Origin of the sequence: Ralstonia sp. GX3-BWBA, assembly GCF_003290055.1 — a bacterium.
GTDB lineage: Bacteria > Pseudomonadota > Gammaproteobacteria > Burkholderiales > Burkholderiaceae > Ralstonia > Ralstonia holmesii.
On sequence record NZ_QMKS01000009.1, the window covers coordinates 150,254 to 166,107 of the forward strand.

The 15,854-nt window shown below is 61.8% G+C and carries 18 protein-coding genes; 10 read left to right on the forward strand and 8 right to left on the reverse strand.

What is annotated here, in order from left to right; genetic code table 11:
* Positions 1-37 precede the first annotated feature (37 nt).
* The 10 genes from DOD19_RS08195 (at position 38) to DOD19_RS08240 (ending at position 9,733) form a co-directional block, all read left to right on the forward strand.
* Positions 38-409: an SMR family transporter gene (locus DOD19_RS08195; RefSeq protein ID WP_012761830.1), complete on the forward strand. Its 372-nt coding sequence runs from the start codon at positions 38-40 to the stop codon at positions 407-409.
* Positions 410-449: 40 nt separating this feature from the next.
* On the forward strand, positions 450-1,610 hold the full coding sequence (locus tag DOD19_RS08200; protein WP_112185067.1) for a DegT/DnrJ/EryC1/StrS aminotransferase family protein: 1,161 nt from the start codon (positions 450-452) through the stop codon (positions 1,608-1,610).
* Positions 1,611-1,617: 7 nt separating this feature from the next.
* A complete protein-coding gene (locus tag DOD19_RS08205; protein ID WP_024975877.1) occupies positions 1,618-2,613 on the forward strand; it encodes a glycosyltransferase in 996 nt (331 codons plus the stop codon).
* The gene (locus tag DOD19_RS08210) at positions 2,610-3,551 is read left to right on the forward strand and encodes a formyltransferase (RefSeq protein WP_112185069.1); all 942 of its coding nucleotides are present in this window, start codon (positions 2,610-2,612) and stop codon (positions 3,549-3,551) included. The genes DOD19_RS08205 and DOD19_RS08210 overlap by 4 nt, the downstream gene beginning before the upstream one ends.
* A gap of 16 nt (positions 3,552-3,567) precedes the next feature.
* A complete protein-coding gene (locus DOD19_RS08215) occupies positions 3,568-4,626 on the forward strand; it encodes a bifunctional UDP-4-keto-pentose/UDP-xylose synthase (protein WP_112185071.1) in 1,059 nt (352 codons plus the stop codon).
* Between the two features lie 23 nt (positions 4,627-4,649).
* On the forward strand, positions 4,650-5,543 hold the full coding sequence (locus DOD19_RS08220) for a 4-deoxy-4-formamido-L-arabinose-phosphoundecaprenol deformylase (protein ID WP_112185072.1): 894 nt from the start codon (positions 4,650-4,652) through the stop codon (positions 5,541-5,543).
* A 96-nt stretch (positions 5,544-5,639) separates the two neighbouring features.
* On the forward strand, positions 5,640-6,104 hold the full coding sequence (locus tag DOD19_RS08225) for a peroxiredoxin (RefSeq protein WP_024975881.1): 465 nt from the start codon (positions 5,640-5,642) through the stop codon (positions 6,102-6,104).
* Between the two features lie 466 nt (positions 6,105-6,570).
* The gene (locus tag DOD19_RS08230) at positions 6,571-8,298 is read left to right on the forward strand and encodes a PhoH family protein (RefSeq protein ID WP_024975882.1); all 1,728 of its coding nucleotides are present in this window, start codon (positions 6,571-6,573) and stop codon (positions 8,296-8,298) included.
* Between the two features lie 118 nt (positions 8,299-8,416).
* A complete protein-coding gene (locus DOD19_RS08235; RefSeq protein ID WP_112185981.1) occupies positions 8,417-8,842 on the forward strand; it encodes a hypothetical protein in 426 nt (141 codons plus the stop codon).
* 141 nt (positions 8,843-8,983) lie between these two features.
* Positions 8,984-9,733, forward strand: a complete 750-nt coding sequence (locus DOD19_RS08240) for a C40 family peptidase (RefSeq protein WP_112185073.1) — start codon at positions 8,984-8,986, stop codon at positions 9,731-9,733.
* 78 nt (positions 9,734-9,811) lie between these two features.
* On the opposite strand, the gene DOD19_RS08245 is transcribed toward DOD19_RS08240, so the two are convergent.
* The 8 genes from DOD19_RS08245 to DOD19_RS08280 all read right to left on the reverse strand — a co-directional run bounded on the left by DOD19_RS08245 (position 9,812) and on the right by DOD19_RS08280 (position 15,736).
* Entirely contained in the window at positions 9,812-10,822 is a 1,011-nt protein-coding gene (locus tag DOD19_RS08245; protein ID WP_024975885.1) for an inorganic phosphate transporter, read from the reverse strand.
* 15 nt (positions 10,823-10,837) lie between these two features.
* Positions 10,838-11,464: a DUF47 domain-containing protein gene (locus DOD19_RS08250; protein WP_024975886.1), complete on the reverse strand. Its 627-nt coding sequence runs from the start codon at positions 11,462-11,464 to the stop codon at positions 10,838-10,840.
* A 149-nt stretch (positions 11,465-11,613) separates the two neighbouring features.
* Entirely contained in the window at positions 11,614-13,002 is a 1,389-nt protein-coding gene (locus DOD19_RS08255) for a replicative DNA helicase (RefSeq protein WP_012435397.1), read from the reverse strand.
* 143 nt (positions 13,003-13,145) lie between these two features.
* Positions 13,146-13,598: a 50S ribosomal protein L9 gene (gene rplI, locus DOD19_RS08260; protein ID WP_024975887.1), complete on the reverse strand. Its 453-nt coding sequence runs from the start codon at positions 13,596-13,598 to the stop codon at positions 13,146-13,148.
* A 24-nt stretch (positions 13,599-13,622) separates the two neighbouring features.
* A complete protein-coding gene (gene rpsR / locus DOD19_RS08265; RefSeq protein ID WP_004626489.1) occupies positions 13,623-13,910 on the reverse strand; it encodes a 30S ribosomal protein S18 in 288 nt (95 codons plus the stop codon).
* A 3-nt stretch (positions 13,911-13,913) separates the two neighbouring features.
* Positions 13,914-14,240, reverse strand: coding sequence for a primosomal replication protein N (gene priB / locus DOD19_RS08270; protein WP_112185074.1), 327 nt, complete (start codon positions 14,238-14,240; stop codon positions 13,914-13,916).
* Between the two features lie 41 nt (positions 14,241-14,281).
* On the reverse strand, positions 14,282-14,650 hold the full coding sequence (gene rpsF, locus DOD19_RS08275; protein ID WP_024975889.1) for a 30S ribosomal protein S6: 369 nt from the start codon (positions 14,648-14,650) through the stop codon (positions 14,282-14,284).
* Positions 14,651-14,743: 93 nt separating this feature from the next.
* Positions 14,744-15,736 (reverse strand): asparaginase, encoded by a 993-nt coding sequence (locus DOD19_RS08280; protein WP_112185984.1) that lies wholly within the window; start codon positions 15,734-15,736, stop codon positions 14,744-14,746.
* Positions 15,737-15,854 lie beyond the last annotated feature (118 nt).

A 15,854-nucleotide genomic window follows, 5' to 3' on the forward strand; every position in this document is an offset into this window, starting at 1 on the left:
GGAAACCGCCGCAGTCTGTAAAACATCAAAAGAACACATGAATCTGGTCACTTTCGGGCTGATCCTGACGGGCGTCATGCTCAATGCCTGCGCTCAGCTGCTGCTCAAGGCGGGCGTCAATAACATCGGCCGCTTTGCGTTTTCGGCCGACAACATCCTGCCGATCGGCATCAAGCTTGCAACGCAGTGGCCCATCATTGGCGGCTTGTCGTGCTACGTCATCTCGGTGGTGGTGTGGATTCTCGGCCTGTCGCGCGTGGATGTGACCATCGCGTATCCGATGCTCTCGCTGGGCTACGTGGTCAACGCCTTCCTGGCGTGGTATCTGTTTGGCGAAGTGCTGACGGTGCAGCGCCTGATCGGCATCGCGATCATTCTCGTCGGCGTACTTGTGCTGGCTCGCTCGTGAGCCGATCCGCCCACACCCGGCACCCAACCTCATTCAAGTCATGACGCAAACCACCGCCACTGCCGAGCTTCCCTTCCTGCCCTTCGTGCGCCCGACCATTGACGAAGCGACCATCGCCGCCGTGACCGACGTGCTGCGCTCGGGCTGGATTACCTCGGGGCCCAAGGTCGCGGCATTCGAAGCCGCGCTGTCGGAATACTTTGGCGGCCGCATCGTCCGCACATTCGCCAACGGCACGGCCACGATGGAGGTCGCGCTGCGCATCGCGGGCATCGGCCCTGGCGATGAGGTGATTACCACGCCGATCTCGTGGGTCGCCACGTCCAACGTGGTGCTGACGGTCGGCGCCAAGCCAGTCTTCGTCGACATCGACCCGGTGACGCGCAACATCGATCTGGACAAGGTCGAGGCCGCCATCACGCCGCGCACCAAGGCCATTATTCCGGTCTATCTGTCGGGCCTGCCCGTCGACATGGATCGTCTGTACGACATCGCTCGCCGCCACAAGCTGCGCGTGGTGGAAGACGCCGCGCAGGCCATCGGTTCGCGCTGGGGCGACAAGCGCATCGGCCAGATCGGCGACCTGGTCAGCTTCAGCTTCCAGGCCAACAAGAACATCACGACCATCGAAGGCGGCGCGCTGGTGCTGAACACGCCCGAAGAAGCCGTGCTGGCCGAGAAATATCGCCTGCAAGGCGTCGTGCGCACCGGCTTCGACGGCATGGAAGTCGACCTGGTGGGCGGCAAGTTCAATTTGACCGACGTGAATGCCGCGATCGGCCTGGGTCAGTTCGCTCAGTTGGAAGTCGTCACTGCACGCCGCGCCGCACTGGCACGCCGCTATTTTGCCGGCATGCGCGCCGCCGACATCGAGTCGTTCGGCGTCGAGCTGCCGGTAGAGAACTTCACGCACACCAACTGGCACATGTTCCAGATCGTGCTGCCGCTGGATCGCCTGAAGGTCGATCGCGCTGGCTTCATGGCTGGCTTGAAGGCGCTGGGCATCGGCGCGGGCGTGCACTATCCGCCCATCCACCTGTTCAAGCTCTACCGCGAACTCGGCTGGAAGCCGGGCATGTTCCCGGTGGCCGAGCGCATTGGCCGTGCCATCGTTACGCTGCCGATGTTTGCCGGCATGGAAGATTCCGATGTGGATCGCGTGGTCAGCGCGGTCCGCCAACTTTGCGCCCAGTACCAATAATCCAATAATGAAGACACCCGCTCTCTCGGTCGTCATTCCTGTTTACAACGAAGAAGACGGGCTCGCCGCGCTGTTTGCGCGCCTGTATCCCGCGCTCGACGCGCTCGGCATCTTGTATGAAGTCGTGTTCGTCAACGACGGCAGCCGCGACCGCTCCGCCGCCATGCTGGCTGAGCAGTTCCGCGCGCGCCCGGACAGCACGCGCGTGGTGCTATTCAACGGCAACTATGGCCAGCACATGGCCATCCTGGCCGGCTTTGAACATGCGCGCGGCGAACGCGTCGTCACGCTCGATGCCGACCTGCAGAATCCGCCGGAAGAAATTGGCCGCCTGGTGGAAAAACTCGACGAAGGCTACGACTACGTCGGCACCATCCGTCGCGTGCGCCAGGACAGCTGGTTCCGCCGCACCGCATCGCGTGCGATGAACTCGCTGCGCGAGCGCATCACGCACATCAAGATGACCGACCAGGGCTGCATGCTGCGCGCATACAACCGGACCATCGTCGACACGATCAACCGCTGCCGCGAAGTCAACACCTTCATCCCGGCGCTGGCCTACACGTTCAGCAAGAACCCGACCGAAATCGAAGTCGACCACGAAGAACGCTTTGCCGGCGAGTCGAAGTACTCGCTGTACAAGCTCGTGCGCCTGAATTTCGACCTGGTGACGGGCTTTTCCGTCGTGCCGCTGCAATGGTTCTCGGCGATCGGCATGCTGTTGTCGTTTGCCTCTGCCGTGCTGTTCATCCTACTGGTGGTGCGGCGCTTCATCCTGGGCGCGGAAGTCCAGGGCGTATTCACGCTGTTCGCCATCACGTTCTTCTTGATGGGCGTGCTGCTGTTTGGCATTGGCCTGCTGGGCGAATACATCGGCCGCATCTATCAACAGGTGCGCGAACGCCCGCGCTATCTAGTGCAGGGTGTGCTGGAAGAGACGCCGCACCTGCATGAAGCCGGTGCTGCCGATCTGAAGACAGGCTCGCAGCGGGGTGTTGCATGAGTTCCGGGCTCAAGCGGCGCGCGGTCGTTTTCGCGTATCACAACGTCGGCGTACGCTGCCTGCGCGTGCTGGCTGCGCGTGGCATTCAGGTCGAACTCGTTGTCACGCACGAGGACAACGTCGCCGAGAACATCTGGTTCGGCAGCGTGCGTGCCACCGCACAGGAACTCGGTATCCCGTACATCACGCCGGATAATGCAAACGGTGAAAACCTGCACGCCCGCATTGCAACCATTGCGCCGGACTTCATCTTTTCGTTCTATTACCGGCACATGATCCCGATGCGCCTGTTGAGCCTCGCCAAATTCGGCGCGTTCAACATGCACGGTTCACTGTTGCCCAAGTACCGCGGCCGCGTGCCCATCAACTGGGCGGTGCTGCACGGCGAGACCGAAACCGGCGCCACCCTGCACGAAATGGTCGAAAAGCCGGATGCCGGTTACATCGTCGACCAGACCATCGTGCCGATCCTGCCGGACGACACCTCGCACGAAGTGTTCGAAAAGGCCACCGTGGCGGCCGAGCAAACCCTATGGCGCGCGCTTCCCGCGATGATTGCCGGGCACATTCCGCAGCACCCGAACGTGCTGGCCAACGGCAGCTATTTCGGTGGCCGCAAGCCCGAAGACGGCCGCATCGACTGGTCCAAGCCGGCCCAGCAGGTCTATAACCTGATCCGTGCCGTGGCGCCGCCCTACCCCGGTGCCTTTACGGACGCCGGCAGCGAACGCTACGTTGTCGCGCGAGCGCGCTTGGCGCATCAAACCTTTACGAATTTGCCGTCGGGCTTGCACGTCGTGGATAATGCGATGTTCGGCGTGTGCGGCGATGGGGGAGCCATCGCCATCCACGAGCTCTGGCGTGTCGAGCCCCAAGCTGCCAGCGGAACGTCTGTCGTGACCGCGCAGCAGCTCGCCAGCCAGCTCGCCCTCTCCTGATCTTGAGTTTGCCTTCATGAAAAAAGTACTGATCCTCGGCGTCAACGGCTTCATCGGCCACCACCTGTCCAAGCGCATCCTGGAGACCACCGATTGGGAGGTCTATGGCATGGACATGCAGACCGAGCGTCTGGGCGACCTGGTCAACCACCCGCGCATGCACTTCTTTGAGGGTGACATCACCATCAACAAGGAATGGGTCGAGTATCACGTGAAGAAGTGCGACGTGATCCTGCCGCTGGTGGCCATCGCCACGCCGTCGACCTACGTCAAAGACCCGCTGCGCGTGTTCGAGCTGGACTTTGAAGCCAACCTGCCGATCGTTCGCTCGGCTGCCAAGTACGGCAAGCACCTGGTCTTCCCGTCGACCTCCGAGGTCTACGGCATGTGCGGCGATTCGGAATTCGATCCGGAAGCCTCGCCGCTGATCTACGGCCCGATCAACAAGCCGCGCTGGATCTACGCATGCTCGAAGCAATTGATGGACCGCGTGATCTGGGGTTACGGCATGGAAGGGCTGAACTTCACGCTGTTCCGTCCGTTCAATTGGATCGGCCCGGGCCTCGACTCGATCTACACCCCGAAGGAAGGTTCGTCGCGCGTTGTGACGCAGTTCCTCGGCCACATCGTGCGCGGCGAGAACATCAAGCTCGTCGACGGCGGCAGCCAGAAGCGCGCCTTCACGTATATCGATGACGGCATCGACGCGCTGGTGCGCATTATTGCCAACAAGGACGGCGTGGCCTCGGGCAAGATCTACAACATCGGCAACCCGTCGAACAACTACTCGGTGCGCGAGCTGGCCAACATGATGTTGGAACAAGCCGCCAAGATCGACGAGTACAAGGACACTGCCAAGCAGGTCCAACTGGTGGAAACGACGTCTGGCGCCTACTACGGCACCGGCTATCAGGACGTGCAGAACCGCGTGCCGAAGATCGCCAACACCATGGAAGACCTCGGCTGGAAGCCGACCACCGTGATGAAGGACGCGCTGGCGAATATCTTCGAAGCGTATCGCACGCACGTGGCTGAAGCCCGCAGCCTGGTCGAAGACGGCAACGGTAACAAGTAAAAGCAACACCCCCGCGCAGGTTCATGGCTCTCATCGTCCTCAAGATCGACGTCGACACCCTGCGCGGCACCCGCGAAGGTGTGCCCAACCTCGCGCGCATGCTGCGCGAGCACGAGGCGGGCGCGACCTTCCTCTTCAGCCTCGGCCCGGATCACACCGGCTGGGCGCTGCGCCGGGCCTTTCGCCCCGGCTTCCTCAAAAAGGTTTCCCGCACCTCAGTCGTCGAGCACTACGGCTTTCGTACGCTGATGTACGGCGTGCTGCTGCCCGGCCCCGACATCGGCCGCAAAGCCGCAGCCGAAATGCGCGCCATTGCGGAGGCAGGCTTCGAAACCGGCATCCACACCTGGGACCACGTGCTCTGGCAAGACAATGTCCGCCAGCGCGATGCCGGCTGGACCGCCCGCCAAATGACTGCCGCCCACGCGCGCTTCGTCCAGGTATTCGGCAAGCCACCCGTGACGCACGGCGCCGCCGGCTGGCAGATGAACGACCACGCGTTCCGCCAGATCGACAACTGGGGCATGGCCTACGCCTCCGATGGCCGGGGCACGCATCCGTACATCCCGAGCGTTGATGGCAAAGCGCTGAACCACGTGCAATTGCCGACCACTCTACCCACACTGGACGAGCTGATCGGCGTGGAAGACATCACCCTCGACAACGTTGCCCGGCACATCCTGAAGATGACCGAGTCCGACCGCGACCAGGTATTTACCTTGCATGCAGAACTTGAAGGGCAGAAACTCGCCCCGATCTTCCGCGAGTTGCTGCGAGGCTGGCGCGCGCAAGGCCATCGACTAGGATCGATGGGCGATTACTACGCGACGCTCGATCGCAGTACCCTGCCCGTGCAGCCCGTCACATGGGGCGAAGTTGCCGGCCGCAGCGGCAGCCTGATCGTTCAGCCGGCCTGATCCTTCCGATCTCCGGTTTGGCGACGGGCGCGGTATCTCAGATTTGCCCGTCTACGAGCTTCCCGTCTCTCTCCTCGCGGTTTTCCGGAACACACCATGCCCGTCACGATCGACCAGCCTCTTCCCGATTTCTCCGCACCGGCAACCAGCGGCATCACGTTCTCGCCTGCATCGCAGCGCGGCAAGATCGTCGTGCTGTATTTCTATCCGAAGGACAACACGCCTGGCTGCACTACCGAGGCAATGAACTTCCGCGATCAATACGACGCCTTTGAAGCCGCCGGCGCCGTGGTGTTCGGCATCTCGCGCGACAGCCTGAAATCGCACGAAAACTTCAAGGCGAAACTGGAGATGCCGTTCGAGCTGATCTCCGACGCCGACGAAGCCGTCTGCAACATCTTTGACACGATCAAGATGAAGAAGATGTATGGCAAGGACGTGCGCGGCATTGAGCGCAGCACATTCCTGATCGACAGCAAGGGCGTGCTGCGCAAGGAATGGCGCGGCGTGAAAGTGCCCAACCATGTGGATGAGGTTCTCGCGGCGGCGCGTGCGCTGTAACTGCACGTAGAACAACCCGTCGGGAAAGCGCCGTGCGAAGCATCCTGGCGCTTGCTTTTCCGTCGATTTCGCACCGTCCGTCGTGACCAGTTTGCGACGCACCACACGTCACATGGGACAGATTGCAAATCACAAAAGCTTCCGATACAGTCGGAACCGATGAGTACAAAATCCGGATGCCATTCCGATAGCCCACGACGGTACCGGCGGCCAAGTTGGTCTGATACCGCTTCTGCGTTTTTCCCGGCAAGCAGGCTGGGCAGAACGTCCGAATCGTGCAGCTTGTCGTGGCGTTCACCTAGGCCGCCCAACCTCCCGCAGGTCATGGCGGCTTTTTTGTGGCCGTCGTTCGCGCATCAAACGCTGCGGCGCGCCCATCCGTTTTACCGCGTTTTCCGCCAGCACCGCCTCGCCATGTGCGCGGACGGTGTTTCGTCGTTGTTCCACCCAGAGAGGTAATCGAAGCATGCCGCTGCCGACCATGCCCACCCAGCCAGCCCAATTGCTTGACCCGGCTGAATTCAAGCCTTTCGGCAAAGCCGGAAAGCCGAAGGCGGGTCAGGAACCTCGAAAACCGGTGCCAGCGCTCGAGCGCGAGGCGTTGTCAGAAACCGGTCGTGCGCAACCTAAACGCACTGCAGCCAGCACGGCCCGCGCCCGCTCGGGCGAAGCGTCCCCCATGGCAAAAGAGGCTTCACGCGAACACGCCGGCATCCTCGCCAAGGCTGTCGATAAGGTGAGCGCGACCGGCAAATCGACCGAAACCGCTGCCCGTCGCCGCGACCGCCGCGATGAAGGCCCCGCCAAGCTGTTCGTGCTCGACACCAACGTCCTGATGCACGATCCGACATCGCTCTTCCGTTTTGAAGAACACGACGTCTATCTGCCGATGATGACGTTGGAAGAGCTGGACAATCACAAGAAGGGCATGAGCGAAGTCGCGCGCAATGCCCGTACGGTCAGCCGCACGCTCGACCAGCTCGTGGCTGGCACCGATGGCGTCATGGACGACGGCCTGCCGCTCGCCAAGCTCGGCAACCGCGATGCGCAGGGGCGCCTGTTCTTCCAGACGCGTCTGAACGACATCAAGCTGCCCGATGGCCTGCCGCAGGGCAAAGCGGACAACCAGATCCTTGGTGTGGTGGCCGCATTGCAGCAGCAACGTCCGGACCGATCGGTCGTGCTGGTGTCCAAAGACATCAACATGCGGATCAAGGCACGCGCCCTCGGCCTGCCGGCGGAGGACTACTTCAACGATCGCGTACTGGAAGACACCGACCTGCTCTACAGCGGCATCATGGCGCTGCCGACGGACTTCTGGCAGAAGCACGGCAAGAACATCGAGAGCTGGCAGGACCCCAAGACGGGCACGACGTTCTACCGCTTGTCCGGACCGCTGGTGCCGTCGTTCCTGGTCAACCAGTTTGTCTTCCTGGAGCCGAATGACGGCAGCCTGCCGTTGTATGCGCAGGTCAAGGAGCTGAACGGCAAAACCGCTGTGCTGCAGACGCTCAAGGACTACACGCACCAGAAGAACAACGTCTGGGGCGTGACAGCGCGCAACCGCGAGCAGAACTTCGCGTTGAACCTGCTAATGCACCCGGAAGTCGACTTCGTTTCGCTGCTCGGTCAGGCCGGCACGGGCAAGACGCTGCTGGCACTTGCGGCGGGCCTTGAGCAAGTGCTGGATCAGAAGCTCTACAACGAGATCATCATCACGCGCGCCACGGTGCCCGTGGGTGAAGACATCGGCTTCCTGCCCGGCACGGAAGAAGAAAAGATGCAGCCGTGGATGGGCGCTTTCGACGACAACCTCGAAGTGCTGCAAAAATCCGATGACAATGCCGGTGAATGGGGCCGCGCGGCCACGCAGGAGCTGATCCGCTCACGCATCAAGGTCAAGAGCATGAACTTCATGCGCGGCCGCACCTTCGTCAACAAGTTCCTGATCATCGACGAGGCGCAAAACCTGACACCCAAGCAGATGAAGACGCTGGTCACGCGTGCGGGTCCGGGTACCAAGATCGTCTGCCTGGGGAACATCGCGCAGATCGACACGCCATATCTGACGGAAGGTTCGTCGGGTCTGACTTATGTGGTGGATCGCTTCAAGGGATGGAGCCATAGCGGACACATCACGCTAGCGCGCGGCGAGCGCTCGCGGCTTGCAGATCACGCCTCGGACGTGCTGTAAAAATCACGCGGGGACATATTTGTCTGCCGCCAACCGTTGTGCCATCAGGCCACGCAATTGCGTGGCCTTTTTTTTGCTGCTTGTCGGGCACCTCTCTTTTTCCCGATGGAGGCCAATGATGCCCATGCAGCAAAACCTGCAGACACGTTCGCGTTTGACCCTGACGTCGGCCGCGCTGGCGATGATGCTGTCCGCCGGCGCCTCCATTGCACTCGCCGACAACCTCACGCCAAAGACCGCCGGCCAGATCAGCTACATCTGCGGCGGCGTTGCACAGGACGAGCAACAGGCGCTGAACAGCGAAGCGCACAACTACAACCTGTCACTGCTGTTCACGCAAGGCGCGCGCGGCGAGTATCTGGCCGACGTCGACGTACAACTCACGCGACACGGCAAGGAGGTCGCAAGCTTTCGCGCCGATGGCCCGCGCTGCCTGATCAAGGCCCCGCCGGCGAGCTATAACGTCATCGCCACATACCAGGGCGCCACCAAGCGCGCAACGGTGCAGACCGGCAGCAGGCGCAGCGTCCAACTGCGCTGGTAAAACTGCCTGCAAAACGCGACGCCATCGGGGCAAAATCCGCAGACCCGCGCCCCGCTTGGCGTTGCGCCTCGCCAACACGCAGTTTGGCTTTCTGACGCGGCGCGCATAGCATGCTTGCTATCCGGACTCTCCTGATGGCGCATGCTCACGCAGCACAGCTTTCCCCACGGAAACACGCGACTGGCGGGCGCCGCCCTGCTGGCGCTGGTGTGCCTGCTGTCTGCCTGCTCGTCAACACCTACCCGCTCCACCGCCTCGCGCGACGCGGGCCTGCGCACACGCGGCACCCCGATCCACGATCCGAGCGCCGGTCTGGAGGAAATCTCCATCGAGGCGATGGCGCTGGTCGGCACGCCCTACCGCTACGGCGGCAATACGCCCGACAGCGGATTTGATTGCAGCGGGCTTGTGCGCTACGTCGTGCAGCGCGCTGCTTCCGTGAACCTGCCCCGCACCGCCGCCGAAATGGGCCGCCGAGGCTCCTCGCTGGATCGTCGCGACGTTGCATCGGGCGACCTCGTCTTCTTCAACACGACCGGCCAGCCGAATTCACACGTGGGCATCTATGTGGGCCAGAACCGGTTTGTCCATGCACCGGCCACGGGCGGCACGGTACGCCTGGAAGACATGACCAAGTCTTACTGGGCAAGCCGCTACATGGGCGCGCGCCGTGTCGTGGCCGTGAGCAATCTGCCCGATGCACCAGCACCGACCGTCGCACCGATGACTCCGGCGCCTGCCAGCCCTGCCCGTCGGATCGATGATGATCCGCTGGGTACCCTCGCCCGCGCACGCGATGTTCAGGCCGATAACCTGATGTCGACGCGCGCACCGCCAGCTTCGATCCCGCCAGCCGACGATGACCCCATCGCGCGCTTCGCCACGCAATAACGCATCGCTCGCCCCCAATGCAAAACGCCCACCGATTTGGTGGGCGTTTCGTTTTTTCGGAGACGATCTGCGGTCGCCTTACAGCACGTGTCGGCCGATCCACCAGGCAATGGCTGCCATGAACGCTGATGCGGGAATCGTCAAAACCCACGCCCAGACGATGTTGCCCGCCACACCCCAACGCACTGCAGAGGCCTTCTGCGCCGCCCCCACACCGACGATGGCACCGGTGATGGTATGCGTCGTCGACACTGGCACACCCAACGCCGATGCCAAGAACAGCGTCATGGCCCCACCGGTTTCAGCGCAGAAACCGCCGACCGGCTTGAGCTTGGTGATCTTCTGGCCCATCGTGCGCACGATCCGCCAGCCGCCCAGCAACGTACCCAAACCGATCGCCACATAGCAACAGACGATGACCCAGATCGGCGGTTCAGTTGCAGTGGCCGATGCGTAGCCGCCCGCAATCAGCAGCATCCAAATGATGCCGATCGTCTTCTGTGCATCGTTGCCGCCGTGGCCCAGGCTATACAGCGACGCCGAGAACAGTTGCAAGCGCCGGAACCATCGGTCCACCTTGGATGGCGGCGTTCGGAAGAACAGCCAAGACACTGCCACCATCAGCAGCGAGCCGAGAATAAAACCCAGCAACGGCGAAATCAGGATGAACGCCACCGTCTTGAGCAATCCACTGGCCACCAGCGAGCCCGTGCCCGACTTGGCCACAGCCGCGCCCACCAAACCGCCGATCAGCGCGTGCGACGAGCTGGACGGAATGCCGTAGTACCACGTGATGATGTTCCACGCGATGGCGCCGACCAACGCCCCAAAGATGACGTAATGATCAACGATGGACGGATCAATCGTGTCGCGCCCCACCGTAGTTGCCACCTTGAGGTGGAAGATGAAAATGGCGATCACGTTGCAGGCTGCAGCCATCGCCACCGCCTGCTGCGGCTTGAGCACGCCGGTCGACACCACCGTCGCAATGGAGTTGGCCGCGTCGTGGAAGCCATTCATGAAGTCGAACACGATGGCCAGCGCCACCAGCAGAACGACCACCCAGAGACTGATCTGAAGCGTATGCATGAGGGCGTCGTCTCGTCAGGCGTTTTCGAGCACGATGCCTTCGATGATGTTGGCAACATCCTCGCAACGGTCGGTGACACTCTCCAGTTGCTCGTAAATCGCCTTCAGCTTGATCAGCAGCTTGATGTCGCTTTCGGTGCGGAACAGCTTGGCCATGGCGGCGCGCATCACGCGATCGGCTTCCGACTCAAGACGATCGATCTCCTGAGCGATGGAGAGGATCTGGCGGCCGTTGTTCATGTCGTTGAGCAGAGCCACGGCCTTGCGGACTTCTTCGCAGCAAGCCACGCAAATCATCGCGAGCTGACGCGATTCGTCCGTGACATTGGTCACGTCGTACAACGAGATGGTGAGCGACACGTCTTCCATCAGGTCGAGGATGTCGTCCATCGTCGTGATCAGCTTGTGGATCTCGTCGCGGTCGAGCGGGGTGATGAAGGTCTTGTGCAGCAGCTCGATCGTGTCATGCGTGATGCGATCGGCTTTCTTTTCAAAGTTCTGCACATTGCGTGCATGCATTTCGGCATTGGGCAAGTCATTGACCAGTTCCTTGAGTGCATGGGCCGCCTTGACGGCGCACTCGGCGTGCTGGTTGAAGTACTCAAAAAACTTGCCTTCGGTGGGCATGAAGCGACCGAACATGATGATCCTTGGGAACGGAAAAAAGCAGGAGTCGTAAAAACAACGCCGGACGGGATCACCGCCGGCGCTGTCATTAAAACGCAATATTTTACCGGAACCAGCCTCGCGACATGCGTGGCACGTTGTGGCGGGCCGACACGAATTACACGTTACGTGTCGTTGTCAAAGAATGCATTGCCCCCGGTGAAGTTGTCGAACTTCGTGTATTCACCCAGGAACGTAAGACGAACGGTACCAATCGGGCCGTTACGTTGCTTACCAATGATGATTTCGGCCGTACCCTTGTCCGGAGAATCGGGGTTGTAGACCTGATCACGATAGATGAACAGGATCACATCGGCATCCTGTTCGATAGCGCCGGATTCACGCAAGTCTGACATCACAGGACGCTTGTTCGGACGCTGTTCCAGGCTTCGGTTCAACTGCGACAGCGCGATCACCGGGCAGTTGAGTTCCTTGGCCAGGCCCTTGAGCGATCGGGAGATTTCCGAAATTTCGGTCGCGCGGTTCTCACCGCTGCCCGAGCCCGACATCAGCTGCAGGTAATCGATCACGATCAGGCCGAGCTGCCCGCACTGCCGTGCAAGCCGGCGCGAGCGCGCACGCAATTCCATCGGGTTCAACGCGGGCGTCTCGTCAATGAAGAGCTGCGCGTCGTTCATCTTCTGGATGGCATGCGTCAGGCGCGGCCAATCCTCGTCGAGCAAGCGGCCGGTACGCAGCCGGTGCTGATCCAATCGCCCGACCGAACCCAACATACGCATGGCGAGCTGCGTGCCGGCCATTTCCATCGAGAACACGGCTACCGGCAGCCCCTGCTCCACCGCAACGTGTTCGCCGATGTTCAGCGAGAACGCCGTCTTACCCATCGACGGGCGACCGGCCACGATGATCAGATCGCCGCCCTGCATACCGCTGGTCATGCGGTCGAGGTCAACGAAGCCCGTCGGCACGCCGGTAATGTCGCTCTGGTTATCGCGGTGGTACAGCTCGTCGATACGCTCGACCACCTGCGTCAGCAGCGGCTGGATTTCCAGAAAGCCCTTCTGCCCGCGTGAACCTTCTTCGGCAATCGCGAACACCTTGGATTCCGCCTCGTCCAGCAGCTGGCGCACGTCGCGCCCCTGCGGGTTGAAGGCACCGGCGGAAATCTCGTCGGCGATCGTCACGAGTTGACGCAGCACGCCTCGATCACGAACGATTTCCGCATAGCGACGGATGTTGGCTGCGCTCGGCGTGTTCTGCGCCAGCGCGTTCAGGTAGGCCAGCCCCCCCACCTCTTCCGCCTTGCCGGCGGCCTGCAACTGCTCGTACACCGTGATCACGTCGGCCGGCTTGGCCTGCGAGATCAGCTTGCCGATATTGTGGAAGATCAGCCGGTGGTCGTAGCGATAGAAATCGTGCTCGTTGATGAAATCGGCAATGCGATCCCAAGCGGCGTTATCCAGCAGCAACCCGCCGAGCACCGACTGTTCGGCCTCGATGGAATGCGGGGGCACCTTGAGGGAATCGAGCTGGGGATCGGAGGGTGCGTTCATGGCGGGATTATAGCGGCGCTGCTCGGTCTTCAATCTGGAACCCCTGACACAAAGGACAACAAAAAAAGGCAGAGACTTTCGTCCCTGCCTTCTTGACTCGCGTCGATCGGTGACCCGGGCGCCGCGAGGTGCTGCGTGCGTGCTTAGACCGACTCGCCTTGCACCGACACGTTCACGTCAACTGCCACGTCGGTGTGCAGCGACACGACGACCGCGTGGTCGCCCACAGTCTTCAGCGGGCCGTTCGGCAGACGCACTTGCGCCTTCTCAACCTTGAAGCCTTGCGCAACCAGTGCGTCGGCGATGTCGTGGTTGGTGACGGAGCCGAACAGACGGCCATCCACACCAGCCTTTTGCGACAGTTGCAGCGTCAGGCCGTTCAGCTTCTCGCCTTCGGCTTGCGCAGCAGCCAGCTTTTCAGCGGCCAGCTTTTCCAGCTCAGCGCGGCGGGCTTCGAATTCCTTGATGGCGGAATCCGTAGCGCGGCGGGCTTGCTTGTTCGGGATCAGGAAGTTACGAGCGTAACCGTCCTTCACACGCACCACGTCGCCCAGGTTACCCAGGTTGACGACCTTCTCGAGCAGAATAATTTGCATTGTGAGTTCTCCTTATCCCGCTGATTAGTGCTTGTGCTGATCGGTGTACGGCATCAGCGCGAGGAAACGTGCGCGCTTGATGGCCGTGTCCAGCTGGCGCTGATAGATCGCGCGCGTGCCGGTCAGGCGGGCCGGGGTGATCTTGCCGTTCTCGCCGATGAAGTCCTTGAGCGTATCCAGATCCTTGTAGTCGATCTGCTCAACGCCGGCCACGGTGAAGCGGCAGAACTTCTTGCGCTTGAACAACGGGTTTTGCTGCTGGAAGCGCTTCTTATTCTTCGCGTCGCGCTGCTTCTTGTTCATGAATGCCATGATTCAATCCTTTACGAATACGTTACATCCGGAGATGTGAAAGACCAGTGCCTTACTGCTGCGGTGCTTGCGAGCCAAGAATCCTACGCAATCCAGGACGGTGCCCGGAGCGATGCGATCCAGAACGGAAGCCATCTTGCCGGCTGCCAGTGCTTCCATCGAAAACTCGATCTGCCGCACTGTCTGCGCTTCGACCGCCTGCCCGCTGTATGCCAGAAGACAATTGACGATCGGTACGCCGGCTGGGGTGTATCGCATCACCTCGCGCTCGACCAGAGTGGCGACGAGCTGCAGGCGGTTGATGGCGCTGTCCCCGTGGGTTTCGTTCATACTGGTGATGCGCGATCAGGCTTGCGCAGCACCGCGCGGCATCAGGCGGCCTGTTCGGTCTGAGCGGCGGCCTTCTTGGCCTCTTCGCGTGCGACTTCCTTCATCATCGGCGACGGTGCCGTTTCAGCCTTCTTGGTCTGAACGATGAGGTGACGCAGCACGGCGTCGTTGAACTTGAACGCGTGCTCAAGCTCAGCCAGGGTGTCCTTGCCGCACTCGATGTTCAGGCACACGTAGTGAGCCTTCGCGAGCTTCTGGATCATGTAGGCCAGTTGACGACGGCCCCAGTCCTCGACGCGGTGCACTTGGCCGCCTTGCGTGGTGACCGTGCTCTTGTAGCGCTCGATCATCGCGGGCACTTGCTCGCTCTGGTCCGGATGGACGATGAATACGATTTCGTAATGACGCATTGACGCTCCTTGTGGATTAAGCCGCCCGGGCGTCACACTCCGGTGCAGCAAGGTTGGTTAGCCTGCCATTATACGCAGGCCTTGGAGATTTTTTCAATATCGATCAATGACTTGCTGCAGGGAGGCAACTTCTGCCTGGGCGCGGCCTGAGGCCAGAAGCAACGTCAACAGCACACGCGCCTTATATGGGTTAAGCGAGCCGCTCGAGGCCCAGCGCTCTCCACCAGGTTGCGCGGGCACCACGCCAGCCCCGGTACGCGTGGAACGCAGCACGAAAACGCCCTGCTGACTCGCCCGGTTCAGCGCGGCCTCAAGATTGGCGTGAATCGAGCCTGCGCCAGTTGCGGCAATCACCAGCCCCTTTACGCCAGCGGCAACCAGGGCATCGACCACACGTGCATCGGGTTGCGCATAGCTCGCCACAACCTCAACCCATGGCCACTGCCCCGCTGGCGGCATCGGCAACACGTCTGCCGCGGCTACACGCTGCCCGGCACGCTGAAACTGCACCTGCGTGTCGAGCACGAAACCCAGCGCCCCCGTATCCGGCGAGACAAAAGCCTCCACCGCGTAAGTGTGACTCTTCTGCACATCGCGAGCGGCATGCACGCGCTGGTTGAGCGCCACCAACACGCCACGCCCGCGCGCAGACGGATTGGCCGCGAGCCGTACCGCGTTCAGCAAATTCAGCGGACCATCCGCCGACAGCGACGTCGACGGCCGCATCGCCGCCGTCAGGACGATCGGGGTATCGGTCTGCTGCGTCAGGTGCAGCAGCATCGCGGTTTCCTCCAGCGTGTCGGTACCGTGCGTGATGACCACGCCGTCCACACGCTCGACGTCGATCCAGTGACGGATGCGTGCAACCAGTTTTTCCCATACCTCGAACGTCAGGTCCTTGCTGTCGATCTGGGCGACCTGCTCGGCGCGCACGTTGGCGAGGCGCTCTAAACCAAGTTTGCTGGCCGCGAGCAGTTGATCGATGGGGACGGCGCCTGCGCGGTAGCGCGCGGCGGAGCCAGCGTCGTCAGCGGAGCCGGCGATCGTGCCGCCGGTAGCGAGGATGGCGATGGTAGGCAAGGACATCGTTGCAGACATGCGTTGTGGGCAAGGCGCGCATTGTATCCGCCCGCCCCGCCTTTGCCGACGCGGGATTGCCCTGGGCGCCCCGAAAACAAAACGCCGGCTCACAGGCCGGCGTTTG

Excerpts from the sequence above, each read along its gene's own strand:
- DOD19_RS08245 (WP_024975885.1), bottom strand. The coding sequence starts at position 10,822 with ATGCATACGCTTCAGATCAGTCTCTGGGTGGTCGTTCTGCTGGTGGCG.
- DOD19_RS08280 (WP_112185984.1), bottom strand. The coding sequence starts at position 15,736 with ATGTCCTTGCCTACCATCGCCATCCTCGCTACCGGCGGCACGATCGCC.
- DOD19_RS08215 (WP_112185071.1), top strand. The coding sequence starts at position 3,568 with ATGAAAAAAGTACTGATCCTCGGCGTCAACGGCTTCATCGGCCACCAC.
- rpsR (WP_004626489.1), bottom strand. The coding sequence starts at position 13,910 with ATGGCATTCATGAACAAGAAGCAGCGCGACGCGAAGAATAAGAAGCGC.
- DOD19_RS08205 (WP_024975877.1), top strand. The coding sequence starts at position 1,618 with ATGAAGACACCCGCTCTCTCGGTCGTCATTCCTGTTTACAACGAAGAA.
- DOD19_RS08220 (WP_112185072.1), top strand. The coding sequence starts at position 4,650 with ATGGCTCTCATCGTCCTCAAGATCGACGTCGACACCCTGCGCGGCACC.
- priB (WP_112185074.1), bottom strand. The coding sequence starts at position 14,240 with ATGAACGAAACCCACGGGGACAGCGCCATCAACCGCCTGCAGCTCGTC.
- DOD19_RS08195 (WP_012761830.1), top strand. The coding sequence starts at position 38 with ATGAATCTGGTCACTTTCGGGCTGATCCTGACGGGCGTCATGCTCAAT.
- DOD19_RS08230 (WP_024975882.1), top strand. The coding sequence starts at position 6,571 with ATGCCGCTGCCGACCATGCCCACCCAGCCAGCCCAATTGCTTGACCCG.
- rpsF (WP_024975889.1), bottom strand. The coding sequence starts at position 14,650 with ATGCGTCATTACGAAATCGTATTCATCGTCCATCCGGACCAGAGCGAG.
- DOD19_RS08255 (WP_012435397.1), bottom strand. The coding sequence starts at position 13,002 with ATGAACGCACCCTCCGATCCCCAGCTCGATTCCCTCAAGGTGCCCCCG.
- DOD19_RS08235 (WP_112185981.1), top strand. The coding sequence starts at position 8,417 with ATGCCCATGCAGCAAAACCTGCAGACACGTTCGCGTTTGACCCTGACG.
- DOD19_RS08240 (WP_112185073.1), top strand. The coding sequence starts at position 8,984 with ATGCTCACGCAGCACAGCTTTCCCCACGGAAACACGCGACTGGCGGGC.
- DOD19_RS08250 (WP_024975886.1), bottom strand. The coding sequence starts at position 11,464 with ATGTTCGGTCGCTTCATGCCCACCGAAGGCAAGTTTTTTGAGTACTTC.
- DOD19_RS08225 (WP_024975881.1), top strand. The coding sequence starts at position 5,640 with ATGCCCGTCACGATCGACCAGCCTCTTCCCGATTTCTCCGCACCGGCA.
- rplI (WP_024975887.1), bottom strand. The coding sequence starts at position 13,598 with ATGCAAATTATTCTGCTCGAGAAGGTCGTCAACCTGGGTAACCTGGGC.
- DOD19_RS08200 (WP_112185067.1), top strand. The coding sequence starts at position 450 with ATGACGCAAACCACCGCCACTGCCGAGCTTCCCTTCCTGCCCTTCGTG.
- DOD19_RS08210 (WP_112185069.1), top strand. The coding sequence starts at position 2,610 with ATGAGTTCCGGGCTCAAGCGGCGCGCGGTCGTTTTCGCGTATCACAAC.